Source organism: Actinopolyspora biskrensis (assembly GCF_013408175.1).
Lineage (GTDB): Bacteria > Actinomycetota > Actinomycetes > Mycobacteriales > Pseudonocardiaceae > Actinopolyspora > Actinopolyspora biskrensis.
The window spans coordinates 338,026-361,313 of the sequence record NZ_JACBYW010000006.1 but is presented as its reverse complement, the minus strand read 5'-3'; the positions used below and the strand labels follow the sequence as shown (position 1 = coordinate 361,313).

Annotated in this window: 20 protein-coding genes, 1 pseudogene and 1 riboswitch; of the genes and pseudogenes, 15 read left to right on the top strand and 6 right to left on the bottom strand. The window is 65.7% G+C overall.

The annotated features are described in order from the left end of the window. The first annotated feature begins 6 nt into the window (after positions 1 to 6). The 3 genes from FHR84_RS17355 to FHR84_RS17345 are packed head-to-tail and all read left to right on the top strand — an operon-like array spanning position 7 to position 4,431. Positions 7 to 315, top strand: coding sequence for an ESX-1 secretion-associated protein (locus FHR84_RS17355; protein ID WP_179536569.1), 309 nt, complete (start codon positions 7 to 9; stop codon positions 313 to 315). Further along, entirely contained in the window at positions 312 to 4,103 is a 3,792-nt protein-coding gene (locus tag FHR84_RS17350) for a YwqJ-related putative deaminase (RefSeq protein ID WP_179536568.1), read from the top strand. Before FHR84_RS17355 ends, FHR84_RS17350 begins: the two co-directional genes overlap by 4 nt. Positions 4,104 to 4,110: 7 nt before the next feature. Then, positions 4,111 to 4,431 (top strand): toxin-antitoxin system YwqK family antitoxin, encoded by a 321-nt coding sequence (locus FHR84_RS17345; RefSeq protein ID WP_179536567.1) that lies wholly within the window; start codon positions 4,111 to 4,113, stop codon positions 4,429 to 4,431. Here FHR84_RS17345 and FHR84_RS17340 read toward each other — a convergent pair. Continuing rightward, positions 4,428 to 5,114, bottom strand: coding sequence for an endonuclease V (locus FHR84_RS17340; RefSeq protein WP_179536566.1), 687 nt, complete (start codon positions 5,112 to 5,114; stop codon positions 4,428 to 4,430). The genes FHR84_RS17345 and FHR84_RS17340 overlap by 4 nt on opposite strands. A gap of 166 nt (positions 5,115 to 5,280) precedes the next feature. Then, a riboswitch (cobalamin riboswitch) is annotated at positions 5,281 to 5,459 on the top strand. Positions 5,460 to 5,535: 76 nt separating this feature from the next. On the opposite strand from FHR84_RS17340, the gene FHR84_RS17335 reads away from it, so the two are divergent. The 3 genes from FHR84_RS17335 to FHR84_RS17325 are packed head-to-tail and all read left to right on the top strand — an operon-like array spanning position 5,536 to position 8,397. Further along, on the top strand, positions 5,536 to 6,561 hold the full coding sequence (locus FHR84_RS17335; RefSeq protein ID WP_179536565.1) for an ABC transporter substrate-binding protein: 1,026 nt from the start codon (positions 5,536 to 5,538) through the stop codon (positions 6,559 to 6,561). Next, complete coding sequence (locus FHR84_RS17330; RefSeq protein WP_179536564.1) at positions 6,558 to 7,595, top strand: FecCD family ABC transporter permease; 1,038 nt, start codon at positions 6,558 to 6,560, stop codon at positions 7,593 to 7,595. The genes FHR84_RS17335 and FHR84_RS17330 overlap by 4 nt, the downstream gene beginning before the upstream one ends. A 22-nt stretch (positions 7,596 to 7,617) precedes the next feature. Next, positions 7,618 to 8,397 carry an ATP-binding cassette domain-containing protein gene (locus FHR84_RS17325; RefSeq protein ID WP_179536563.1) on the top strand — a complete coding sequence of 260 codons (780 nt, stop codon included), beginning with the start codon at positions 7,618 to 7,620 and terminating at the stop codon, positions 8,395 to 8,397. A 127-nt stretch (positions 8,398 to 8,524) separates the two neighbouring features. On the opposite strand, the gene FHR84_RS17320 is transcribed toward FHR84_RS17325, so the two are convergent. Continuing rightward, a complete protein-coding gene (locus FHR84_RS17320) occupies positions 8,525 to 9,109 on the bottom strand; it encodes an NADPH-dependent FMN reductase (RefSeq protein ID WP_179536562.1) in 585 nt (194 codons plus the stop codon). 484 nt (positions 9,110 to 9,593) lie between these two features. Between FHR84_RS17320 and yidC the strand changes: the two genes are divergently transcribed. The 4 genes from yidC (at position 9,594) to FHR84_RS17295 (ending at position 13,582) form a co-directional block, all read left to right on the top strand. Then, on the top strand, positions 9,594 to 10,769 hold the full coding sequence (yidC, locus tag FHR84_RS17315) for a membrane protein insertase YidC (RefSeq protein WP_179536561.1): 1,176 nt from the start codon (positions 9,594 to 9,596) through the stop codon (positions 10,767 to 10,769). 187 nt (positions 10,770 to 10,956) lie between these two features. After that, positions 10,957 to 11,757: a Bax inhibitor-1/YccA family protein gene (locus FHR84_RS17310; RefSeq protein WP_179536560.1), complete on the top strand. Its 801-nt coding sequence runs from the start codon at positions 10,957 to 10,959 to the stop codon at positions 11,755 to 11,757. A 173-nt stretch (positions 11,758 to 11,930) separates the two neighbouring features. Beyond that, the gene (locus FHR84_RS23525) at positions 11,931 to 12,116 is read left to right on the top strand and encodes a leucine zipper domain-containing protein (RefSeq protein WP_179536559.1); all 186 of its coding nucleotides are present in this window, start codon (positions 11,931 to 11,933) and stop codon (positions 12,114 to 12,116) included. Positions 12,117 to 13,039: 923 nt separating this feature from the next. Further along, positions 13,040 to 13,582 carry an IS5 family transposase gene (locus FHR84_RS17295; protein ID WP_425489960.1) on the top strand — a complete coding sequence of 181 codons (543 nt, stop codon included), beginning with the start codon at positions 13,040 to 13,042 and terminating at the stop codon, positions 13,580 to 13,582. A gap of 18 nt (positions 13,583 to 13,600) precedes the next feature. On the opposite strand, the pseudogene FHR84_RS17290 reads toward FHR84_RS17295, so the two are convergent. Beyond that, positions 13,601 to 14,399 (bottom strand): annotated as a pseudogene (locus FHR84_RS17290) (IS5 family transposase). A gap of 231 nt (positions 14,400 to 14,630) precedes the next feature. After that, positions 14,631 to 14,912 (bottom strand): transposase, encoded by a 282-nt coding sequence (locus FHR84_RS22555; protein WP_179536557.1) that lies wholly within the window; start codon positions 14,910 to 14,912, stop codon positions 14,631 to 14,633. A gap of 408 nt (positions 14,913 to 15,320) precedes the next feature. Here FHR84_RS22555 and FHR84_RS17280 point away from each other — a divergent pair, with 408 nt between their 5' ends. From FHR84_RS17280 to FHR84_RS17270, 3 genes are all read left to right on the top strand, one after another. Further along, the gene (locus FHR84_RS17280; protein WP_179536556.1) at positions 15,321 to 15,698 is read left to right on the top strand and encodes a helix-turn-helix domain-containing protein; all 378 of its coding nucleotides are present in this window, start codon (positions 15,321 to 15,323) and stop codon (positions 15,696 to 15,698) included. Continuing rightward, entirely contained in the window at positions 15,650 to 16,063 is a 414-nt protein-coding gene (locus FHR84_RS17275; protein ID WP_246300684.1) for a transposase family protein, read from the top strand. The genes FHR84_RS17280 and FHR84_RS17275 overlap by 49 nt, the downstream gene beginning before the upstream one ends. A gap of 493 nt (positions 16,064 to 16,556) precedes the next feature. Further along, on the top strand, positions 16,557 to 17,045 hold the full coding sequence (locus FHR84_RS17270; protein WP_179536555.1) for a hypothetical protein: 489 nt from the start codon (positions 16,557 to 16,559) through the stop codon (positions 17,043 to 17,045). Between the two features lie 275 nt (positions 17,046 to 17,320). Here the strand turns inward: FHR84_RS17270 and FHR84_RS17265 are convergent, their stop codons facing one another. Both FHR84_RS17265 and FHR84_RS17260 read right to left on the bottom strand, forming a co-directional pair. Further along, the gene (locus FHR84_RS17265; RefSeq protein ID WP_179536554.1) at positions 17,321 to 18,541 is read right to left on the bottom strand and encodes an acetyl-CoA C-acetyltransferase; all 1,221 of its coding nucleotides are present in this window, start codon (positions 18,539 to 18,541) and stop codon (positions 17,321 to 17,323) included. Positions 18,542 to 19,038: 497 nt separating this feature from the next. Next, positions 19,039 to 19,950 carry an SGNH/GDSL hydrolase family protein gene (locus FHR84_RS17260; protein WP_179536553.1) on the bottom strand — a complete coding sequence of 304 codons (912 nt, stop codon included), beginning with the start codon at positions 19,948 to 19,950 and terminating at the stop codon, positions 19,039 to 19,041. A gap of 381 nt (positions 19,951 to 20,331) precedes the next feature. Here FHR84_RS17260 and FHR84_RS17255 point away from each other — a divergent pair, with 381 nt between their 5' ends. Next, a complete protein-coding gene (locus FHR84_RS17255; protein ID WP_179536552.1) occupies positions 20,332 to 21,699 on the top strand; it encodes a cystathionine beta-synthase in 1,368 nt (455 codons plus the stop codon). Positions 21,700 to 21,794: 95 nt separating this feature from the next. Beyond that, positions 21,795 to 23,120: a hypothetical protein gene (locus tag FHR84_RS17250; RefSeq protein WP_179536551.1), complete on the top strand. Its 1,326-nt coding sequence runs from the start codon at positions 21,795 to 21,797 to the stop codon at positions 23,118 to 23,120. The last annotated feature ends 168 nt before the right edge of the window (positions 23,121 to 23,288 follow it).

Genomic DNA, 23,288 nt, shown 5'->3' with positions numbered 1-23,288 from the left:
TCGTCTATGTCCGACCGAGTGAACGTCGCCCCCGAGGAACTGCGCAACCACGCATCCAAAGTGGACGAAGTGATCGACCGGCTGGACACCGCCGTGGACGCCGCGCAGCAGGTGTCGCTGGACAACGACGCCTACGGGATCCTGTGCCGACCGTTCGCGTGGATGTTGGATCCGGTGGAACAGCACGGGATCGACACCCTGAAACAGGCGGTAGAGGGGATGCGGGACACCGCCGAGAACGTCCGGGGAGCCGCTGAGGACTACGAGTCCGTGGACCAGGACAACAGCGACATGCTCGGCGAGATCCGGATATGAACAACCCCCTCGTCGAGCAGGAGGAGCAGGCACCGGACGGGCCCGGACCGCTCACCGAAGGTACGGGAGAAGCGGGATGGGGCACCGGAATCGGCATCGCCGAGTCCGTCAACGACGTGAGCAGCCTCGAGGACGGTTCGAGCTGGGTCGAGTCGGGACTGGCCTACGGCGGGCTCGCGATGGAGGCGGTCAGCCTCGCGGTCGACCCGATCGGCACGCTGATGTCGTACGGGCTGTCGTGGCTGATCGAGCACGTCGAACCGCTCCAGGAGGCCCTGGACTGGTTCGCGGGTGATCCCGACGGGGTCCGTGCCTACGGGGAGACCTGGGGCAATGTTTCCCAGGAGGTCAACGAAGCCGCCAAGCAGTACGGCGCGGCCGTCGAGGCCGACGTCGCGCAGTGGGTCGGGGCCGCCGGGGACGCCTACCGGGGTCACGCCGCGGAAAGGGGCGAGGCGCTGTCCGGTGCCGCCGAGCTGGCGAGCACGATCAGCTCGGTCGTGACGATCATGGGCGAGGTCGTCTCGTTCGTGCGCGAGTTCGTGCGCGACCTCGTCGCCGACTGCGTTTCCCGGTTGATCACCTACGCGCTGGAGGCGATCGGAACCCTCGGTTTCGGCACCCCGGTCGTCGTCGCCCAGGCCACCACCTTCGTCTCCAAGACCGTAACCAAGATCGCCGAGATCGTTCAGAAGCTGACCAAGACCATCAGCAACGTCTCTCCGAAGTTGAAGAAGATGGTCGACGTCTTCGGCGAGATCATGAGCTCGCTCGGCAAGATCGGCAAGAAGGCGGCCGAGGGAGCGGGCAGGGTCGCCGACAAGATCGACGTCTCCGGCAAGGTCGCCGACAGGGTCGCCGAGAGCTCGTGGAGGAAGTTCGACGACGCCTTCGGCACCGACATATCCGGCAAGCACCCGTACGGGGGCGGTGGTTCCGGTTCCGACGGCGGCTCGGGCTCGGACCCCGGTTCCGGCGCCGATCCGGACCTCGCTCCCGAACCGGGGGCCGGTCCCGACTCCGATCTCACCGGGCCCGAATCGGATTCCACCGCTCCCGGCGGGGCTCCCGATCCGGCGGCTCCCGGTCCGAGGTCCGGTCCCGACGCGGACTCCGCCGCTCCCGGTGGCGCCCCCGAGTCCCCGCGCTCCGGCCCGGACGCGGCGCCCTCCGCGGACACCCCGGTTTCCTCACGTCCGGAGACCGGTCCGGGAGGTGCTCCGTCCTCCGGCGAGAGCCCGTACTCCGGGCGCCCTTACGAGTCCCCCGGAGGACCCGGTCCGGAGCGGAGCTTCCCCTCCTCGTCGTACGAGGGAGCGGACTCGTCCTCTTCGGGGGTGGACGCGCCGACCGCGGGGTCCGGACCGGATCCCGGCCCCTCGGCCCCCGGAGACACCGGTCCGGCACCGCCGCGGTCCGACGGTTCCGCCGAGGGCGCAACCGTTCCCTCCCCGGAGGGCGGTCCCGGTGGTGAGCCACCCACCGGCAGCACCGCGCCCGGCGGCTCCACGGCCGCTCCGGACCCCCGGACGATGACGTTCTCCGGGGACCTGTCCAGTGGTGGGGGCGTGCCCGATGCCGGAGGTGGCCGCCCCTCCGGACCGGCTCCGGAGGCACCAGGTGGAACCGGGGCCGCTCCCGACGCGTCCGGTCCCCGTCCCGGGGCGGGCGGCCCGCCCGACGGCGGGAGCCCGGGTGCCGACGGCGGTTCGCCCCCTTCGTTCCCGGAGGGAAACCCGAGTGCTCCGTCCAGCACCAGCCCGTCCGACGTGACGTCCCCGGCCGCATCGGCCGCATCGGCCGCACCGGCGGCCCCGTCGACGCCGCCTCGTGCGGATCAGCCCTCGAGCTCTCCCTCCACTCCGGCGGCGGGACCGGCGGGCAGCCCCGGGACGGCCGGTGGGCAGTCCGGAACCGGCGGGGCGGGCCCGAGCGGCGGTGGAAACCGTCCCGGATCCGGAGGAGGCTGGACCGGAACCCCCGGCACGCCGGGGGCGGCCGGTCGACCGCCGTCCACCACGGACGCTCCACGTGCTTCCGGGCACACCGGATCGCCCACGGGGCCGGGGACGACCGGCCGAGGTCCCGAGGGGCCTCCGAAACCGCGGGCGGAGACCGCGGGGACGAGCAGTCCGCCACGCGGCCCGGAACGCGGTCCCGGCAGACCGGACACGTCCGGGCGCTCCCCGGACGGAGGGAGCCCGAGCTCCCGTCCGGGCACCGGCGGGGGAGGAGCGGGACGGCCTCCCGAGACGTCGCCCCCGTCCGCTCCCAAGCGGACGGACGTCCCGGGGCAGCAGCGTGGTGGCGGCGACGGCTCGAATCGACCGAACACCGGGTCGGACGGGCCCGAATCGGCACCGCAGCGGCCGAAGGACGATCCGGGGGCGGGGAACGGCGACGGCTCGGGGCCCCCGAGGGACGATGCCGACCGGCCGGAGCCGGGGACACCGGAGTACGAGCGCAAGGTCGACGACGCGCTCGAGCAGCTGCGCGGCAACCGCACCGACTCCGGGGTGTCGGGGCACACCGACCCGAACATGCAGGACCTCGCGCGCCGCGTTCCCGACGACGGCGGGCACTTCACGCTCGACGCCCACATGAGGCCGGACGGGCGCGCCCACATCGGTGACCGCGGCTACTCACCGGAGGAGCTGAGCGACGTGCTGCGTCGCCTGCCGGAGTGGGACGGCGAGCGGCCGGTCCGGCTGGCCGTCTGCGACTCCGAGGACTTCGCGGCGGATCTGGCCCGCGAGCTCGACGTCCCGGTCACCGCCCCGCGCGGGCTGGTCTGGAGCGACAGCAGCGGGCGCCTGTTCGTCAGCGCCACGGGGCCCGACGGAAGCCCGACCTGGCCCCCGGACGGTGGCTGGGACACGCACCACCCCGACAGCACCAGGGCTCCGGCCAGCGAGGACGGCTTCCATCCTCCCCGGGACGGCGCGGACCCCGGCGAGAGGCCGGAGGAAGCCGAGGCGCGGGGAGACGATGGCCAGACCGCTTTCGGAAGCGAGAAATATCCGGAAAAACCGGTCAACACTGATTTTGATCGCGCCCATGAACTGGAAACGATCGATCCTTACCGGTGCGAGTACGAGGAGGGGCTCATAGTCAAGATCGACGGCGATCCGGTTGAATCGTATGTTCGACAGGCCCTCGAGGATCGAACGGACTTTATTCGGGATGCTGCTAAGAATCACCGCCCGCTCGACCAGGAGGGCAACACGATATCGCAGAAGAGGATGGGAGGAAAAAATGGAGGTGTTAATTCCGTCATTATCGACCGGGAACTTGGCAATGTCTACGAGGCGGTAAACGGGAAGAGCGACAGCGCTATTCCCGGAGTGGAATTGAATCATGCCCTGTGGGATCATTTGGAGGATATTCGCGGCGAATATGATCTGTACGGCCCTGACGGAAACCTTGCTTCTGAGAAAGGGGAGTACCCCTGGCAGGATGAACCTACTCGACACGCGGAGGTGAAGGCGTTGAACAAACTGTTGAATGACAGGGGGGTTGGCACCAAGGCGGAGATGAAGGAAATCATGGGGCGAATGTACGTAGACAGTCGGTTCACGTTCAAGGACTGGCCGGCATCCTTGGCTCCGTGCTGTGCTAATTGCAATGCTATACTCTCAACGGGCTGGGAGTCCTCTGATATGGCAGCGGGCGGTTTCAACCACGGAAAAAATCATCCTGACAGGAAAATTGAAAACATAGCCAACAGTGAGTATGTTGTTCCGCTTGAAGAGTTCACTCGGAAGAGGGGTAATGTTTCGGATAACTGAGGACGAGGTGGAATCTGGGTTCGATGAAACAGCTCTGTATCAGGGTTTTCCTTTTACTGGAGAAGTGGTGGAGGAAACGCGGGGCGGTGTTCTTGTTGCTTTGACTACCTATGTTGACGGAGTTCCGGACGGGGTGACGAAGGAATGGTATCCGGATGGGGCAAAACGTTCCGAAGGTTATAATTCAAGAGGGCGGGCCATCGGAACTCATGTCGAGTGGCATAAGAATGGAACTTTGGCAAGAGAGGCTCGGTTCAGCGATACAGGAGGATACCTGGGACAACGACGGTGGGATGATGATGGGACATTGACGCTGGATGACTTTTAGGCCGGTGCGGAGCGTCCCAACCTGTCAGCACTGCGTGTCGTCTCGGGCAGACGGTAGAACGGTGCAAGTCGCAGTATCAGCTCGCACGCGGTGTCGAGCGTGAGGCGGTGGCCGACCGAGACGAACACCGGTTTCACGCCGTGTCGCGTCCGTAGCGCTCGGCCTGCGATCTCGGAGTCGCAGTAGAGCGGTGACCAGTCGCCGCGCTGTTCTCCCGGTGGTTCGTACCGGCCCATCGCGGTTTTGGCGACGCCGACGCTGGGAGTGTCGGTCAGCACGCCGATGTGACAAGCCAGCCCGAAGCGGCGAGGATGGGCCAGTCCTTGACCGTCGCAGACGAGGATGTCCGGCTCGACTGACAGACGTGTGAGTGCTTCCAGCAGCGGTGGAGCCTCGCGGAAGGCGAACAGTCCCGGTACGTAACGAAACTCCGGCTTCCCGCGCACCACCACACTGTCCATGATGTCCAGTGTTCCCATGTCGAGAACCGTGACCGCTGCAACGAGTTCGTTCGTGTCCTCGCGATAGGCCACGTCCAATCCCGCCGCGGTGCGGACGACCTCGGGCTCGCCGTCGAAGCGGACCAAGGACCGCAGGTGCTCCTGAACCGCGACGGCTTCCTGTTCCGTAGAGGGCCACGGGTGTGGGTTGTGGACGCGAATCATCACTCCATTGTTGGACATGTGGAAAGCTTTGGCGAGTCATGAGACCGTGGTCCCCGGGACTCGTCGGTACCGCGAACTCTTCATCGATCACACCATGGTCGCTTCGAACGTCGCACCGCTTGTGGTATGTGACTCTTTTCTCGGTGGTGTCCTCACTCGACCGGTTCATGGACGAACACCGCGCTGTTAGGCTGTCCGCGCCAGTCAACCCGTGATGGGCCAGGGAATCCGGTGCGAATCCGGAGCTGACGCGCAGCGGTGTGAGGGACGGGCGGAGCAACGGCCACTGGGGACAACCCCGGGAAGGCGCTTTCCGCTCGGAGGATCTCGAGCCCGAAAACCTGCTGGCACCCGCCGAACCGGCGGTTCGCACCCGCTGAACCGGCGGTTCGAATGCCCGCGAGGCTCCGCGCTCGAGCCTTCCGACGGAGAGGATCCGATGCGTAGGCCGTTCCGGTCGTTGTCCCTGTGCTGCCTCACGCTGCTCGCAGCCGGTCTGCTGACCGCCTGCGGCGGCGAGCCCCCCGACTCCTCCGGGCGGAGTGCGCCCGGCTACCCGCGAACCGTCGAGAACTGCGGCAGGGAGGTCACCCTCGACGCTCCGCCCGAACGTGTCGTCTCCCTGGACCAGGGATCAACCGAGATCCTGCTCTCCCTCGGCCTGGCCGACCGCGTGGTGGGCACGGCGACCTGGACCGACCCGGTGCTGGAGTCCCTGGAGGAGGCGAACTCCGGGGTCCCCCGTCTCGCCGACGACACGCCCTCCTACGAGCGGGTGCTGGCCGAGGAACCGGACTTCGTCTCGGCCTCGTTCGAGAGCACCGTGAGCCGGGTCGCCTCGCGGGAGAAGTTCGAACAGCTCGGCGTGCCGACCTACGTGGCCCCCTCGGACTGCGCCAAGAACAACGCGGGGGACGGGGACGGCTCGCGCGCCGAACAGCTGCGGATGGACCGGGTCTACGAGGAGATCGAGAACCTCGCGCGGGTGTTCGGCGTCGAGCGGCGCGGTGCGGAACTGATCGACGAACTGCGGGACAGGGTCGCCACGGCCACGGAGGACATCGATGCCTCCGGGGTGAGCATGCTCTACTGGTTCGCCAACAAGGAGTCGCCGTACATGGCGGGCTGCTGCGGCGCACCGGGGATCATCACCGACAGGATCGGCGCGCGGAACGTCTTCGACGACACGCACCAGGAGTGGCCGCAGATCAACTGGGAGACGGTGGCCGAGCGGAACCCGGACGTGCTCGTGCTCGGTGACCTCACCCGCGAGAGCCAAACGGCGGAGGAGGCCGCCCAGAAGATCCGGTTCCTGGAGTCCAACCCGGTCACCAAGCACATGGACGCGGTGCGCGACGAGCGCTACATCAGGCTCAGCGGAGCCGCGATGAACCCGTCGCTCCGTACCGTGAACGGGGTGGAGCGGGTGGCCGCCAAGCTGCGCGAGTTCGGCCTCGTCGAATGAGATCGTTGCTCACCCGCTCGGGTGGTGTGGGCACCACGGTCCTCTGGGTGTGCGGGCTGGCACTGCTCTGCCTCTCCGTGGCCTTCACCATCACGATAGGACCGGCCGACATCGCGGTGCCGAACGTGTGGGCGGTGGTGGCCGACCACCTCGGTCTCGGGGACTCCGGGCTCTCGCTGATCCGCGAGGGGATCATCTGGAACCTGCGGCTGCCCCGCACGGTGCTGGCCGCCGTCTGCGGGGCCGGGCTCGGACTGTGCGGCGTGGTCATGCAGTCCCTGCTGCGCAACCCGCTGGCCGACCCCTACGTGCTGGGGATCTCCTCGGGAGCCTCCACGGGGGCGGTGTCCGTGGTGATCCTGGGCCTCGGCAGCGGGGTGGCCACGCTCTCGCTCGGTGCCTTCCTCGGCTCGCTGTGCTCGTTCACGCTGGTGCTCGTGCTGAGCCACGTCGTGGGCGGTACGGCCGACCGCGTGATCCTGTCCGGCGTGGCCGCCATGCAGCTGTTCTCGGCGTTGACCTCGTTCATAGTCATGTCGGCCGGTGACGCCGAGCAGACCAGGAGCGTGCTGTTCTGGCTGCTGGGCTCGCTGGCCGGAACCGGGTGGTTCGACGTGGCGTCTTGCCTGTTCGCGCTGGTCGTGGTGCTGCTGGTGTGCCTGGCCAAGGCCACGGCGTTGGACGCGTTCACCTTCGGGCAGGACGCCGCCGCCTCGCTCGGCGTCTCCGTGACGCGCACCAGGACGGTGCTGCTGATCGCGACCGCGCTGCTCACGGCGACCCTGGTCAGCTCGGCCGGTGCGATCGGTTTCGTCGGGCTCGTGCTGCCGCACGCCGCCCGCGCCCTGGTCGGATCCGGTCATCGCGGGTTGCTGCCGACCACCGCGCTGGCAGGGGCGATCTTTCTGGTGTGGATCGACACGATCGCTCGCACCGTGCTCGATCCGCAGGAGATCCCGGTGGGGGTGATGACGTCGTTGATCGGTGTTCCCGCCTTCGTGGTCATCCTCTACCGCACCCGCAAGACGAGTTGACCGTGAGAAGGAGGGCGGCACCGTGGGATTGCTCGCCGACCGGGTTTCCTGGCACGTCGGCGGCAGGTTGATCGTCGACGAGGTCAGCCTCGAACCCGAGCCCGGTTCGACCGTCGGACTGCTGGGGCCCAACGGTTCCGGCAAGTCGACCCTGCTGCGGTTGCTGTCCGGGGTGCGCGGCGCTTCGGCCGGGGTGGTCCGGCTCGACGGCGTTCCGATCGACCGGGTGGGCCGCAGGAACGTCGCCCGCAAGGTCGGGCTCGTGGAGCAGCAGGCCGACACCGGGGTGGACATGAACGTGCTCGACGTCGTCCGGCTGGGCCGCGTCCCGCACCGACGTCCCTGGTCGGCGGAGACGGCCGCCGACGAGGAGGCCGTTCGCTCCGCTCTCGAGTACACGGAACTGTCGGACAAGAAGCGGCGTTCCTGGCACACGCTCTCCGGCGGTGAACGGCAGCGGGTGCAGATCGCGCGTGCCCTGGCCCAGCAGCCGCGGGAGCTGCTGCTCGACGAACCGACCAACCACCTGGACATCCGGCACCAGCTCGAGCTGCTCGGGCTCGTGGTGCGCATCCCGGTGACCAGCGTGCTGGCGCTGCACGATCTGAACCTGGCCGCCATGTTCTGCGACCAGCTGATCGTGCTGCGGGAGGGCAGTGCCGTGACCTCGGGAAAGCCCTCCGAGGTGCTCACGCCGGAGCTCATAGCCGATGTCTACGACGTGCGGGCCGGGGTCTCCCCGGACGGTCCGGGCGGGCGCCCCGCCGTCCGCTTCTTCCCGGGGAAGCCTTCGGAGTGCTGACCCGCGAAGTTCGATTTCGCGCGGTACGGCTCGCCGGGGCTTCCCCGCGAGCGGGTGCGGAACGGCTTCACCGACCGCACCCGACCGCACCCGACCGCTCTCGCACGCCGTGCCCGCGGCGAGCGGTTCAGCCGAGGTAGGGGCGCTTCTCCTTGGCTTCGGCCAGCGCGCGGGTCCACCAGGTCAGGTCCTCGAGCATCACCTTGGCCGCGGTGCTGCTCCCCGCCTGGTCCACCGGGAGCCCCTCCTCGTCGAAGGCCGCCTGAGCCCCGTGGAAGCTGACCGTGTCCCGCACGGTCATGGCGCGCACCTCGGCGAAGACCTGGCGCAGGTTCTCCACCGCGTGCAGGCCACCGGCGATGCCTCCGTAGGAGACCAGTCCCACGGGTTTGGCGTACCACTCGACGTTGTGGTGGTCGATCACGTTCTTCAGCGCGGCGGGGAAGCTGCGGTTGTACTCGGGGGTGACGACGACGAAGGCGTCCGCGGCACCGAGCCGGCGCCGCAGCTCGTCGCCGGACTCCTGGGCCTGCGGCCCCGACTCGTCCCCCATGTCGAGGGGCAGCTGGAACTCGGCCAGATCGATCGGGTCGACCTCGAACCGCTCGAACCGTTCGGCTTCGTTCGCGACCCAGTGGCCGACGGTGGGACCGAAGCGGCCCTGGCGGACACTTCCGATGATCACTGCGAGGCGGAGGGCGTTCGAACTCATGGTGCTCCTTCGATCCCGTGGGACCCGGCCGGTCCCGGCTGCGGCTACGTGAGCAAAACTAGAACTTCGATCAAGGTTTAAGTCAATGCCTCCGCGACGACGTCTCCCGAAAGAGTGCGTTCCGGTGTCCGCCGGGGTGTCCGCGTCTTTCCGGGGTGCCCGTGGTCGGCCGGGCACGCGTACAATCCCGTGTGTGACGAGCGCCGTGCTCTCCGACTCCGGAGGAGGCTCCGCGTGAGAACCCCGCACGGTTCGTCCGTGCGCGAGAACGTCGGAGCCCACGCCGGTCGGATCGGGGGTGTTCCGGAAGGCCTTTCCGGACGGTCCGGTGTCGCGTGGTCGAGGCGGTTGTGGGGCCTCCCGCGCGTCGTGATCGGATTCGGTCGTGGCACCCTGGCGGGGTTGAGCCCTGCGGTGCGAACGGGGTGCGGTTGTGCAGGTGAAGCCCGGAGGAGCACGCCGGGCGACGACCAGGAGTGAATGAGTGGCGGACTTCTTCGGCTTTATCCTCTACCCGGTGTCGGCCATCCTGTGGTTCTGGCACACGATCTTCGGCACGCTGTTCGGGAAGGACCAGGGCATCAGCTGGGTGCTCGCCGTCTTCTTCCTGGTCTTCACCCTGCGTGTCCTGTTGCTCAAGCCCGCGCTGAGCCAGATCCGTGCGGGGCGGAAGATGCAGAAGTTCGCCCCGCAGATGCAGAAGATCCGCGAGAAATACAAAAACGACCGCCAGAAGATGATGCAGGAGATGCAGAAGATGCAGTCCGAGCAGGGGGTCAACCCCCTCGGCGGCTGCCTTCCGGCTCTCGTGCAGATTCCGGTCTTCCTGAGCCTTTTCCACGTACTGCGGAGCTTCAAGCCGGACGAGGACAGCAACTTCGTGTTCGGCAAGGAGGGCGTCACCTCCTTCATCAACGCCGACATCTTCGGGGCCAAGCTCTCCAACACCATCACCCAGTCCGAGCAGCGGCTGGAGGAGTTCGGCACCAGCAGGCCCGAGATGATCGCGGTGGGGATCCCGCTGATGATCATCGCCTCGGTGGCCACGTTCTTCACGATGCGCATGTCGATGAAGCGGCAGTCGGACGCGGCCATGGCCAATCCCCAGAGCGCGATGATGGGCAAGGTCATGATGTACCTCGCCCCGATCGGCGCGCTGGTCTCGGGCTGGTTCCTGCCGATGGCCGTCCTGTTCTACTGGTTGGCCAACAACGTGTGGACGCTCGGCCAGCAGCACTTCCTCACCAACAAGGTGGACCGCGAGGAGCAGCGCCAGAAGGAGCGCGACCTCGAGGCCAAGAAGGAGGCTCCCCGTCCCAAGCCGGGGCAGAAGCCGGACCGCTCGGGCGAGTCGGCCACCGCGGTCGAGGGGACCGTCGTGGAGGACCCGGTTTCCGGGGCGTCCGAGAACGGAACCCGCTCCGGCGGTGGTTCCGGGAAGCAGGGGGGTGCTTCCGGCGCGGGGGAGAAGAAGTCCGGTTCCGGGGCGAAGGCGGGATCCGCGGGCAAGTCGAACGGGACACCGGGCGGCAAACCGAGCGGGGGCTCGAAGAGCGGCGCCAAATCCACGGGTGGTTCCTCCGGAAAGAAGGGGCCGCAGCAGAAGGGCCGTTCCGGTAAGCAGTCCGCGACACAGCGGAGCCAGAAGAAGCGCCGTTGATTCCGTGACGTGGAGCACTTCCTCCGGGGAGGTTTCGCCTCACCCGGCGGACATCTCTCGATCGGCCGGGTGAGGATGTGGGGGAAAACGTCGAATACGGGTAAAGTGTTTTTTACGTGACATGGAACCGTGCGCGGTTCTCGATCGTTGTAACGGGTGACGGCGCACGCACGCCCGGGAGGATGAGTTGCGCACAAGCAGTAACCCTGCGTTCAAGAGCCTGCCCAAGGGCGGGCACGCGAACTTCAACTACGGCCAGCCCCCCGGGGGCTCGTTCGGTGCCGGCGGACAGGCACCCACTGCTCCCAAGCAGGCCGGACGTCCGCTGACCATCGACGACGTCGTGACCAAGACGGCCACCACGCTGGCGATCACGATCGGCACCGCGGCCGCGACCTATTTCGTCGCCGGTCCGCAGGCGATTGCGCTGGCGCTGCCCGCGGCGCTCGTCGGGTTCGTGCTGGCGCTGGTCAACATCTTCAAGAAGAAGGTCAGCCCCGCGCTGGTGATCGCCTACTCGGCAGTCGAGGGCGTGTTCCTCGGCGGGATCAGCTACATGTTCGCCTCGATGGTTAATCCGGGTATCATCATGCAGGCGCTCGCGGGCACGATGGGTGTGTTCGCCGCCATGCTGGTGGTCTACAAGACCGGGGCCATCCGGGTGACGCCCAAGCTGACCAAGTGGATCATCGGGGCCGCGGCCGGCGCCTTCACGCTGATGCTGATCAACCTCGTCGCCGGTTTCTTCGTCGAGGGCGGCCTGGGCATCAGGGACAGCGATGGTGGTCCGCTGGCCATCGGCTTCAGCCTGCTGTGCATCGGTATCGCCGCGTTCGTCTTCCTGCTGGACTTCGACGAGGCCGACCGGGCCATCAAGAACGGGGTGGACGCCCAGTACTCCTGGTACATCGCCTTCAGCCTGATGGTCACGCTGATCTGGCTCTACCTGGAGATCCTGCGGTTGCTGTCCTACCTGCAGAACGACTAGGTGTACTGCCTGAGGAGATTGTGTACGTCCGACACGGTTCGGATGTTTTTGGATTAGGAAGGCCATCCGGGTTCGGTGCGGATCACCATAATCTGCACCGAACCTCCAGGAGGCCCTCATGGTTCGCGGTGATACCCCGTTGACTCCGCTCGGCCGGTTGCGTTTGGCGCGGTGTGTCATCGACGAGAACTGGCCGCTGGGCTGTGCCGCGAAGCGGTTCCGGGGCGCGGTGGGCACGGCTCAACAAGTGGGTCAAGCGTTACCGTGCCGAGGGCGAGACTGGCATGGTCGGCTCGTCCAACCGCCCGCATACGAGCCCACGGCCTACGTTGATCCGGCCTGAGCGGGCATCATCATAGTCCGGCTGCTGCGTCTCGGTGGAGCCTGGCTCGCATCGCCGGATTCCTGGGGTTGGTAGCACTCTACGGTGCACCGATGCTATCCCGCTACGACATCGCTTGTCTGCATCATCTGGCTCGGGGCGCCGGGCGCGTGATCCGCCGCTACGAATATGCCTAGGCCAGCGGTCTGACGCGCGTCGACATCACAAAGCTGGGCACCATTCCCGACGGAGATGGTCACACAGTCCACGGGCGTGCCACTGGTGGCTGACACAGCACCCGCAGTCAGCCAGTCATCAACAATACACCAGCTCCCGCGAGAAGCTGGGTCAAGCCTAGCTGCACACCACCCTGGACGATCACAGCAGGCTGGCCTACACCGAAATCCTGCCCGATGAAACGAAAACCACCGCCACAGCGTTCTGGAAACGAGTGCAAGCATCGACGCAGCGGGTATCGACATCCGATGATTCCTGACCGGTAACGGCGCCTGTTACCGATCCCACCCCTGGGTAACAGGCGCTGCATACGGCCAGCATCAGCCACAACGCACCTGCACCTCTGGCCCACAGACCGACGGCATAGTCGAGCGTTTCCACCGTACTCTGCTCGACGAATGGGCCTAAAAGCTTGTCTCAGTTGGTTGTGTGGGGATGTGATGATCGTGGGTGATGGATGAGTTGTCGCGTCGGTTGGTGCGGCGACGAGTGGTCAGAGCGTTGGTCGAGCCGTTGATCCCGCAGGCGGGGGGTGCGTCCGCAGGGTGGTGGCCGGGCTCGGAGCGGAGGCGCGGGCGGTGTTTACCGCGATCGTGTTCGTGGTCACCAGTGGCTGCGTCTGGCGGCATCTCCCACCCAGTTTCGGGGTGAGCACCCCGAGGAGCGCATCGGTGGTTTCAACGCTGGACACGCGAGGGGCTCTGGCGCAGGCTGCATCGGGCGGTGCTGGACGAGCTGGGTGGTTTTCGGACAGCTGGACTGGTCCCGAGCGATCGTGGACGCGGCCAGCGTCCGCGCGAAAAAAGGGGCTGGCTGACCGGCCCCAATCCGGTCGACCGCGGAAAATCCGGCAGCACGATCCACATCAGCACGGAACGGGGCGGCATCCCCCTGTCGGTGGGGATCTCGGCGGCCAACACTCATGACAGCCACGCTCTGATCCCTCTGGTGCTGGCGATCCCGCCCACCCGTAGCCGACGTGGGCCGCGACGGTTCCGCCCGGACAAGCTGCACTCCGACAAAGCCTATGACCATCCCGAGTTGCCTCGCTGGCTCCGTCGGCATTCCATCACCGCTCGCATCGCCCGCCGCGACATCGACACCTCGACCACCCTCGGACAACACCGGTGGGCCGTCGAACGCACCGTCTCCTGGCTGGCCGGTTATCGACGACTGACCACCCGATACGAACGCTACGGCAACCACTTCGCCGCCTTCCTAACCCTCGCTGCCGCCCTCACCTGCTACAAAAAACTCACCAAGTAAGACACGGTCTAAGAGCTCCTAACGCATTCGGTGTGGGAGTCGGCGCCAGCAGATGAGGCCGCAGGCGAGGGTGAGGAAGCCGCGGTGGGTGTCGATGCGGCGTTGTCAGCGTTCGGCCAGGCGCCGGAACTGGTGCAGCAGCGCCAGGGTTTGCTCGACGACCCAGCGCACGGGTTGGTTGGTGTCGCGAGTGCCACGGCGGCTGATCAGCGGCTGGATTCCTCGGTGGCGTAGTCGGTCTCGGTACCGGTCATGGTCGTAGCCGCGGTCTGCCACGACGACCTCCGGTCGGTGGCGCGGGCGCCCTCGGCGACCTCGGACGGGTGGAACGGCGTCGACGAGTGGGAGGAGTTGGGTGATGTCGTTGCGGTTGCCACTGGTGAGTGTCGTGACGAGGGGAACTCCGCCGCCGTCGCAGATCAGGTGGTGTTTCGAGCCGGTCTTGCCGCGGTCGAGGAGGGCTTGGGCCTGTCGCGGACCCCCCTTTCGCGCGGATGTGGGAGGCGTCTACACACGCGTGTGACCAGTCGATCTGTCCGGCCGCGTTGAGTTCGGCCAGCAGTACCTCGTGGAGCTGGTCGAGGACCCCGGCTTGCTGCCAGTCGCGCAGGCGGCGCCAGCACGTCATCCCGGATCCGAATCCCAGCTCTTGCGGCAGGTCCTCCCAGTCGATACCGGTGACCAGCACGAACAGGATCCTCTGCAACACCTGTCGGTCCGGCAGCGGCTTCGGAGCCGTCCGACTCGCCGGACGCACCGGCAACAGCGGCTCGATCCGCTCCCACAACTCGTCCGAGACCACCCACGGCGCAGCCACACCACGATCATCTCAAGCCGAGATCGTCAACGTGTTAGAAGCTCTAAGCCCAACCTTACTCCTCAGAAACCCAAGGGTGCGCTATCTTGCTCAACTGGCTCCACGAATACAATCATCATCGCCACCACATTGGGGTCGTCCACCCGCCAATCGTGTATTCAACTGGACTGTCGGGAGTCTCTATCTAACGGCTCTGTCCAAGGCTTCGTGATATGGGAAGGTTGTAGTCTCTCAGTTCATGAGGAGGATTCGTTTACGGAGTAAGGCAAAGCTGACTCTGCCGTAGGTCTTCCGTTTCAGCATCTTGATTTTGTTGATGACGCCTTCGGTTAGTCCGTTGATATAAGGCAGGGTTATCCCTGCAGCGAGAGTTTCTTGGTCTTTGGTGAGTCTGTCGGTGAAGGCGTACATAGCGGGCAAGTTGTCGCTACGCACGGCGGTGATCCAGGTGTCGAGGTCGATGCCGTGGCGTTGGGTGAGCATGTTGCCGAATTCGCGAGCGCGGGCGGTCAACCTCGTGATGGATGAATGGCTGGCGATGAGGTCATTGTGGTGATGCCGTGGTCGCAGTCTGAAATCGACGTACGAAGGAACTTGACGATGTCATCGTATGGTTGCCACATGACATCCACATCTACGCTGCGTTAGCTGTGGCGCATCGCTTGGCCTACCGTCGAAGCAACCATACCCGTGTGCATGCTGACATCGATGCCGAGTTTGATCGATTCGTAGAGATGTGTCTCGGGAGTAGCGAAATCAGATATACAAAGAAATAGAAGCAACCTGAAGTACTCCCGCTTGAGCGGACGCTTGATGAAGGCTATGCAGGTGAGTTGAAGACGAGGGTGGAAATAAAAAGAAACGGCCTTTCCGGGTACGATGGAATTTGACCAAAAACGCCATATACTCAAGGGAAGAACGTTGCGTTACGAGGGTACCACAGGGCTGAGTGAGGACCAACTGTGCTGGCTGGCTGAGCGGATCAGTGAGGTGATTCAGTGGGACCCGAAGAACACGCTGTCGGTGTTCATGGCCCTGGTGGTGACACTGGAGTCCTACCGGACGAATCTGACCCAGAAACAACTGGCAGCCTTTCGGAACACGAGTCAGTCGACGATCTCGCGGGTGCTGCGTCGGACCGAGCCCGCCCTGGCCGAGGTCATGGACGGGATACACGCCCCATTTGAGGAGCTCCACAGACGAGTGTCGATGGCGTACACATCCCCACAGGAAACCGTCGTGACCAGGAGATGCTGTACTCGGGAAAGCACCGACGCTACGGAGTCCGCCTGCAGCTGACCACCGATCTCCACGGGAACCTTCTCGCATACTCAGAGATCTTTCCCGGCGCCACCCACGACCTCACGGTATTCCGGAGATCATCCCTGTACAACACGCTGAACCATACCAACACCATCGGCGATCTCGGCTACCTGGGCAGCGCCATCACGCAACCCCACAAAACACCGAAAAACGGAACACTCGACCCCGACAGAGACAAAGTCAACACGACAATAGCGTTCCTACTATATCCGATCGAACGCGCCATCGCCCACCTGAAAAGCTGGATCATCCTCGCCAGCCGATACTGTCGCTCACTTGTCCAACTCCAACGAATCCTCCACATCATTACCGTGATCCGGCGACTCCAAGAGTTCTGGTAAACAGTTCAGTGCATAACCTTTAATATTCTCTGCGCAAAATCGTGGACCACGTCGCTATCCGAGACGGATCGCGCAGCAGATGTTGCAGTCCGGTCGGGGGAGTATCATGGGGCAGCTCGATCAGACTCCAGCAGTTTTTCTGCGACACTGCCTAGGTGTCACTCTGCACTAGAGCTCGAGGTTGCTGTCGTGGCTCATTCTGGACGAACTCAGACCGCCGTCCGGCCCACGACCCGTCCAACGTCGCCTGTCATTCGATAGCATCACATGTTATGATCTACAACACCGTTTGCACGACACTGCATCTGCGCGACACTACATAGGTACACGGTGGCCGTCCGTTGTTGACGTCTTTCACTACCAGCGATCGTACAAGTCTGGCTGTAGTACTAGGTAATTTAGAGTAGTGTTTTCACGTCCCATTGACAGGAAGTCATTTCTTTGCTTAGATGGCCACTGTCCATAGAGGAAGAACATATGGGGTGTTTCTGGAATGCGCAAAGTAAAGCTTATATCCGTATTGTCTGTTTGTGTTGCATCTTTTTTTGGTATGAATTTTCCTGCGCAAGCTGCTGAGTCTTCTGGTGTGGATTCTGAGAAGCCAACTGTGAAACAGAACTTAAGTGATTGTAATGTCCCCTCTGCTGGATGGAGGCACTGTACTGAAGTGACAGGACAAGGGGATTATGTGAATACTGTTAGGGCCATGCAATCTTTTTCGCCTTGCGAAAGTAGTTATGGTCATTTTCAAGTCTATATCGTGTATGGTAATCAATGGCAATGGGAGTGGAGCGGGCCAGACTTTAACACAAAAACTGACTGCTGGGGGAACTTTGGTGGAATTGAAGAGCACAGCAGGTGGTTGGAAGTAAACGGAAGCTACCCCAATGCTCATGTCTGTTCAAAGTTTTGGATCCGAGAGGGTGAGGGATATGTAGAAGCATCCCCGAGTGCGGATCCCTGTGTTCAGATGAATCCCTGATAGTAATTTACAGAACGCTCTATTTTCTGTAAATAGGTAGTACTGCATAGGTGCAGTATAGAACTATAATGCTGCATTTCGCCAAGCTATATTTCGCAACCCCATTTCTCCTGGTGTGATTTTCTGGGGTTTTTTCCTTTAGTGGGGCACTATGGAGAAATGTTCTGCGTGTAGTACTAGATGTGGATTTTAGCTGTCCAATACTCGGAAGCTGGATGGCCGGGTGGGATCCGTCGGGAGCACCTCGACGAATCCCACCCGTGCCCGGACCGGTCTCAGCTGAGCCGCTCCAGAACCATGGCCATGCCCTGGCCGCCGCCGACGCACATCGTCTCCAGGCCGAACTGCTTGTCGTGGAACCGCAGCGAGTTCAGCAGCGTGGTGGTGATGCGGGCGCCGGTCATCCCGAACGGGTGTCCCACGGCGATCGCCCCGCCGTTCACGTTGAGCTTGTCCAGCGGAACGCCCAGCTCCCGGTAGGAGGGGATCACCTGGGCGGCGAACGCCTCGTTGATCTCGACCAGGTCCATGTCCCCCGCGCCCATGCCGGCCCGGCTCAACGCCTGGCGGGAGGCCTCGACGGGGCCGAGCCCCATGATCTCCGGCGACAACGCGGAGACTCCGGTGGACACGATCCGCGCCAGCGGCGTGAGCCCGAGTTGCTCGGCCTTGCGGTCGCTCATGACGACCAGGGCCGCGGCCCCGTCGTTGAGGGGGCAGGCGTTGGCAGCGGTGATCCTGCCGTCCGGGCGGAACACGGGTTTGAGCCCGGCGACCGACTCCTTGGTCACGCCGGGCCGTGGGCCGTCGTCGGTGTCGATCACGGAACCGGAGGGAGTGGTGACCGGGGTGATCTCCCGCTGCCAGAACCCGTTGGCGTTGGCCTTCTCCGCCAGGTTCTGCGAGCGGACCCCGAACTCGTCCATCTCGTCCTTGTCGATGCCCTTGGCCCGTGCCAGGTTCTCGGCGGTCTGCCCCATCGGGATGTAGACGTCGGGCAGCGCGTCGAACTCGCGCGGGTCGGTCCAGTCGTCCGCACCCTGCTCACCGGTTCGTTGCGTGCGCTGCTGCGCCTGGTTGAACAGGGGGTTGGTGGTCTCGGGCCAGGAGTCGGAGTTGCCGTTGGCGAAACGTGAGACCGCTTCCACACCGGCGCTGATGAACACGTCCCCCTCGCCGGCCTTGATGGCGTGCATGGCCATCCGGGTGGTCTGCAGGCTGGAGGAGCAGTAACGGGTGATCGTGGTGCCGGGCAGGTGGTCGTAACCGAGCAGCACCGAGACCACCCGACCCATGTTGAAGCCCTGCTCCCCGCCGGGCAGGCCGCACCCGAGCATCAGGTCGTCGATCTCACCCGGGTCGAGCTCCGGTACCTTGTCCAGCGCCGCGCGCACCATCTGCGCGCTCAGGTCGTCCGGGCGCATGTCCACCAGCGACCCCTTGCCCGCGCGGCCGATGGGGGAGCGCGCTGTTGCGACGATGACTGCTTCGGTCATGACGCGACTCCTTCGTGGTTGCTGCGTCTTGCTCGGTCGGATTCGTGTGCGCGAGCCGTCCCGCCTACACACGACGAGTGTGCTCACCCTAGGCGCTGTGCCGCCGTTGTCGCGGTGATCGCGCTCACACTAAATCGGTATACCGACCGGATGGTACGCCTGCTCAGGGGTTGTTCGGCCAGATGATCCCGTTCCGGGAGCTCCGACTGCGGACTCACAGGGCTCTTCGGTCGGGTCCGTTGGCCGGCTCGGTTTCCCCCGGGAGCGACAGCGCCGAAAACCCGGACGGGAACTCCCGATAAAAGGGCACCGTTTAGCCCAGGCGCTCTGAGCCTGGGCAGCCCGACCGACCGCGGGTTCTCTCGTGGTGCTCTCGCGAGGAAGGCCCGACGTTGTGTGCCGCTACCCGATGTCGGGCCTCGCCGGAGCGAGAGCCCGCGAGAGGTTCCGCCGAGTGAGCAGCTACGCCGAGGGAGAGCGGTGAAGGAAAAGACCCCTCAGGACTGCGCGCGGCGCCCCCAGCGCAGGTTCAGCCGCGCGACGAAGCGGCGGGTCGGCCTGCGGGCCTCCACGGCTGCCGACCTCCTGGGCGGGGTGGGGACGGGAGCGCCCTCCCAGGCCCCTATGGCGTCGCACAGCTTCGGCAGCAGCATGTCGGTGGCCATCTCGTAGCCCGCGGCGGAGGGGTGGAAGCGGTCCGGACCGAACAACTCGACCGGGCGGGTGAGGAACTCGGGGGAGAGCAGGTCGGCGAGCGGAACGGCGTGTCCTCCGGCGCGTTCCACCGCGCGCCGCTGCTCTGTGGCCAGCACCAGGCTGTACCTGCCCGCGAGCGAACGCAGCGGCTGCGGGATGGGCCGGATGGCCCCCAGGTCGGGGCATGTTCCCACCACTACGGCCGTGCCCGACTCGGTCATGGCGCGGACGGCTTCCTCCAGCAGGTGCGCGCTGGTCCGCACCGGTAACCGCGAGGTGACGTCGTTGGCGCCGATCAGCACCAGCGCCAGTCGCGGTGGTTCGCGCAGCACCACGTCGACCTGCGGGGCCAGGCTCCGGCTCGTCGACCCGACGATCGCGTGGGTGCGCAGCCGGACCGGCCGTTCCAGTTCCTCGGCGAGTCCCGCGGCCAGCCGCACCCCGGGCAGTTCTGTCGCCGTCTCGACACCGAGCCCGGCGGCGGAGGAATCGCCGAGCACGGCGAAGTCCAGCGGTGCTTCCGCGGGTTCCGCGAAGGGACGGTTCGTGGGGAAGTAGGTGCCGTCGGCGCACAGGGGGTCCTCCGTGCTGAGGCCGATGACGCGTCTGGCGTGTCTGGACTGCCCGTTGAGCAGGCCGTAGGCGACACCGGACAAACCGCCGACCGAGGCGGTACCGACAGCGACCAGCCGCAACAGTCGCACAGCGATCATCGTTGCCTCCTGCGCTTCTCGCGGACGCCACCTCGTACCGGTTCCCCGAATGGTCGGTCCGCTCGGCCCGTTTCGCACCCGCTCCGGGCAGGATGAGGGTGGAGGTGGCCCGTGCAAACGGTCCCGTGGACAACGTCGCCCGGTTGTGCCGTCGGATCGAGAACTCACAGCGGAACTTCGCGTAACCGCTCGATTTCCGCCCGCGTGGCCGCCATCCGGGCTCTCCGGCGTGTTGTCGCCAACCCCGGCGTGAGCGTTCGTGAGCGGGCGGGGAAACTGCGAGTGGGGAATCGATCGGGCCGGGGAAGGCACCAGGAGAGCAGTCGTGCACGGTGCTGCCAGGCTTCACGACACACACCGAGACGAGGAGAGGGACCCGCGGTGGACTACGTCGAGCACGTGGCCGAGCTTGTCGGCGACACGCCGTTGGTGAAGCTGAATTCGCTGACGCGCGGACTGAACACATCTGTGCTGGCCAAGGTCGAGTACTTCAATCCGGGTGGCAGCGTCAAGGACCGGATCGCCGAGCGGATGATCGAAGCCGCGGAGGCTTCGGGGGAACTGCCTCCCGGCGGCACGATCGTCGAACCGACCTCGGGCAACACCGGAGTGGGACTGGCGATGATCGCGCAGCGCAAGGGGTACGGCTGTGTGTTCGTCTGTCCGGACAAGGTGAGCGAGGACAAGCGCAACGTCCTGGAGGCCTACGGCGCGGAGGTCGTGGTCTGCCCCACGGCCGTTCCCCCGGAGCACGATGATTCCTACTACAGCGTGTCGGACAGGCTGGCCGCCAAGGACGGGTACTGGAAGCCTAACCAGTACGACAACTCGTCCAACCCGGAGTCCCACTACCACTCCACGGGTCCGGAGATCTGGGAGCAGACCCGGGGGCGCGTGACGCACTTCGTCGCGGGGATCGGCACCGGAGGCACGATCTCGGGTGCGGGCCGTTACCTGAAGGAGGTTTCCGACGGGCGGGTCCGCATCGTCGGGGCCGACCCGGAGGGTTCGGTGTACTCCGGCGGAAAGGGACGGCCCTACCTGGTCGAGGGGGTCGGCGAGGACTTCTGGCCGACGACCTACGACCGGGAGATCTGCGACGAGATCGTGTCCGTGTCGGACGCGGACTCCTTCCGGATGACCCGCGAACTCGCGCAGCGCGAGGCGCTGCTGGTCGGCGGGTCCTGCGGCATGGCCATCGTGGCCGCGCTGCGCGTGGCCGAGCGCGCCGGGCCGGACGACGTGGTCGTGGCGCTGCTGCCCGACAGCGGGCGCGGTTACCTGACCAAGGTGTTCAACGACTCGTGGATGGCCTCCTACGGTTTCCTCTCGCCCGACCACGGTGGTGGTTCGATCGGGGACGTGCTGACCCGCAAGGACGGCACGATGCCCGAGCTGGTGCACGTCCATCCGAACGAGACGGTCGCCGAGGCCGTGTCGATTCTGCGCGAGTTCTCCGTTTCCCAGATGCCGGTCGTCAACGCGGAACCGCCGATCATGGCGGCGGAGGTGGCCGGGGCGGTCAACGAGCGCGACCTGCTGGACGAGCTGTTCGCCGGAAAGGCCAATCTCGCGGACCGGGTGGAGACGCACATGTCCCCGCCGCTGCCGACCATCGGGGCCGGTGAGGACATAACATCCGCCATGCGGGCGCTGCGGAACGCGGACGGAGCCCTGGTGCTGGTGGACGGCAAGCCCGCCGGTGTGGTCACCAGGCAGGACGTGCTCGCCTTTATCGCGGGACGATGAGTTTTTGTTACACGTCGGCCCTTGTTCGTTACGCGGTCGGATAGCGTAGGCCGTGTACACGCCCAGGTTTACGCCCAAGGGGGTAGGAAAACCCGATGAGCTCCCCACAAACACCCGAAGGTGGTAACCAGGAGCAGCCGCCGGAGGCGTCCACGGAGCAGCAGTCCGGCGCTGCCGACACCAATGAGTCCACTCCGGACTCGACGCAGATGATTTCCTCGCGGATGGATCCGCAGCAGTCGCAGGAACAGGGCGGCGAGCAACAGGGCGACCGCTCTTCCGGATCGGACTCCACGCAGGTCGTAAACCCCGCCCAGGTGATGCAGCAGGCCGACCAGTCCGCTCAGGCACCCCAGAACCAGCAGGAGGGAGGGGGTGGGGCGACCCAGGTCGTTCCGCCTTCCATGCAGCCACCACAGCAGCCCATGTACGAGCAGCCGGGACTGCAGCAGCAGCCCCAGCCGGGGATGCAGGGCCCACCTCAACCGGGGATGCAGGGGCAACCGGGAATGCAGGGACAGCCCCAGCCGGGGATGCCCGGGCAGCAGGCGACTCCGAGCGGTGGTTTCCCCGCGCAGCAGCCTCCGGGACAGCCGGGCGGATACGGTGGCCCGCCCCCGCCGCCCCCGGGGCAGACCTCCGCGGGACCGCGAGGGGTGGCTCCCAACAAGGGGCTGGCCCAGGGAGCTGCCTGGAGCGGCATCGGGCTGGGAAGTTTGACCGCGATCTTCGCGCTGATCGGGTTGTTCGGTTTCCTCAGCACCGTCAATCAGTTCAAGCAGACCAGTTCGCAGCTTTCCGAGCAGTACGGCGTCGAAATGCCGGACCTGCCGCCGACCGGGTTGATCGTGTCGCTCAACATCCTGCAGATCGTTGGTGCGCTGGCGCTGGTGGGAGCCGGGGTCCTCATCCTGCAGCGCAGGAATTTCGCGCCGTTCGTCATGATCGGCGGTTCCGGGCTGCTGGCGCTCGCCGTGGTGATCGGTTGGATCACGTACCAGTTCTCCCCGCTCGGACTGATCTCCATTCTGTTCGCGGCCGTTCCCTCGGTGCTGGCCATGCTGCCCGCAGCACGGGCGTACTCGGAAAGTGCCGCCGGCCCGGCGATGGCAGGCGGTTACGGGCCACCCCCGTCGGCTGGTCATCCCGGTCAGCCGGGTATGCCCCCGGGGCAGCAGCCCTACGGTCAGCCGCAGCCGGGGATGCCGCAGCAGGGCCCACCGGGGATGCAGGGGCAGCCGCAGCCGGGGCAACCGATGCCCGGGCAGCCCATGCCCGGTCAGCCCCAACCCGGTCAGCCGATGCCCGGACAGCCCTACGGACAGCAGCCCTACGGACAACAGCCCTACGGACAGCAGCCGTACGGTCAGCAGCCGTACGGTCAGCCGGGCGGATACCCGCAGCAGCCGCCCCAGTGGTGACGGGAACCCCCGGAACGGAGCTGGTGGCAGCCGAGTCCGCCACCCGTTCGCGAGACCGAGCGGTGCCGGTCTCCTGAGCACTCCTCCGCGGGCGGGTCCGCGGCCGTCCGAGGCCGTGAGCCCGCCCGCGAAGTCTCTTCTCCAGTCGTGATCCCCATCAGCCGAGGG

Excerpts from the sequence above, each read along its gene's own strand:
- FHR84_RS17355 (WP_179536569.1), top strand. The coding sequence starts at position 7 with ATGTCCGACCGAGTGAACGTCGCCCCCGAGGAACTGCGCAACCACGCA.
- FHR84_RS17350 (WP_179536568.1), top strand. The coding sequence starts at position 312 with ATGAACAACCCCCTCGTCGAGCAGGAGGAGCAGGCACCGGACGGGCCC.
- FHR84_RS17340 (WP_179536566.1), bottom strand. The coding sequence starts at position 5,114 with ATGTCCAACAATGGAGTGATGATTCGCGTCCACAACCCACACCCGTGG.
- FHR84_RS17335 (WP_179536565.1), top strand. The coding sequence starts at position 5,536 with ATGCGTAGGCCGTTCCGGTCGTTGTCCCTGTGCTGCCTCACGCTGCTC.
- FHR84_RS17330 (WP_179536564.1), top strand. The coding sequence starts at position 6,558 with ATGAGATCGTTGCTCACCCGCTCGGGTGGTGTGGGCACCACGGTCCTC.
- FHR84_RS17320 (WP_179536562.1), bottom strand. The coding sequence starts at position 9,109 with ATGAGTTCGAACGCCCTCCGCCTCGCAGTGATCATCGGAAGTGTCCGC.
- FHR84_RS17275 (WP_246300684.1), top strand. The coding sequence starts at position 15,650 with ATGCTGTACTCGGGAAAGCACCGACGCTACGGAGTCCGCCTGCAGCTG.
- FHR84_RS17270 (WP_179536555.1), top strand. The coding sequence starts at position 16,557 with ATGCGCAAAGTAAAGCTTATATCCGTATTGTCTGTTTGTGTTGCATCT.
- FHR84_RS17265 (WP_179536554.1), bottom strand. The coding sequence starts at position 18,541 with ATGACCGAAGCAGTCATCGTCGCAACAGCGCGCTCCCCCATCGGCCGC.
- FHR84_RS17260 (WP_179536553.1), bottom strand. The coding sequence starts at position 19,950 with ATGATCGCTGTGCGACTGTTGCGGCTGGTCGCTGTCGGTACCGCCTCG.
- FHR84_RS17250 (WP_179536551.1), top strand. The coding sequence starts at position 21,795 with ATGAGCTCCCCACAAACACCCGAAGGTGGTAACCAGGAGCAGCCGCCG.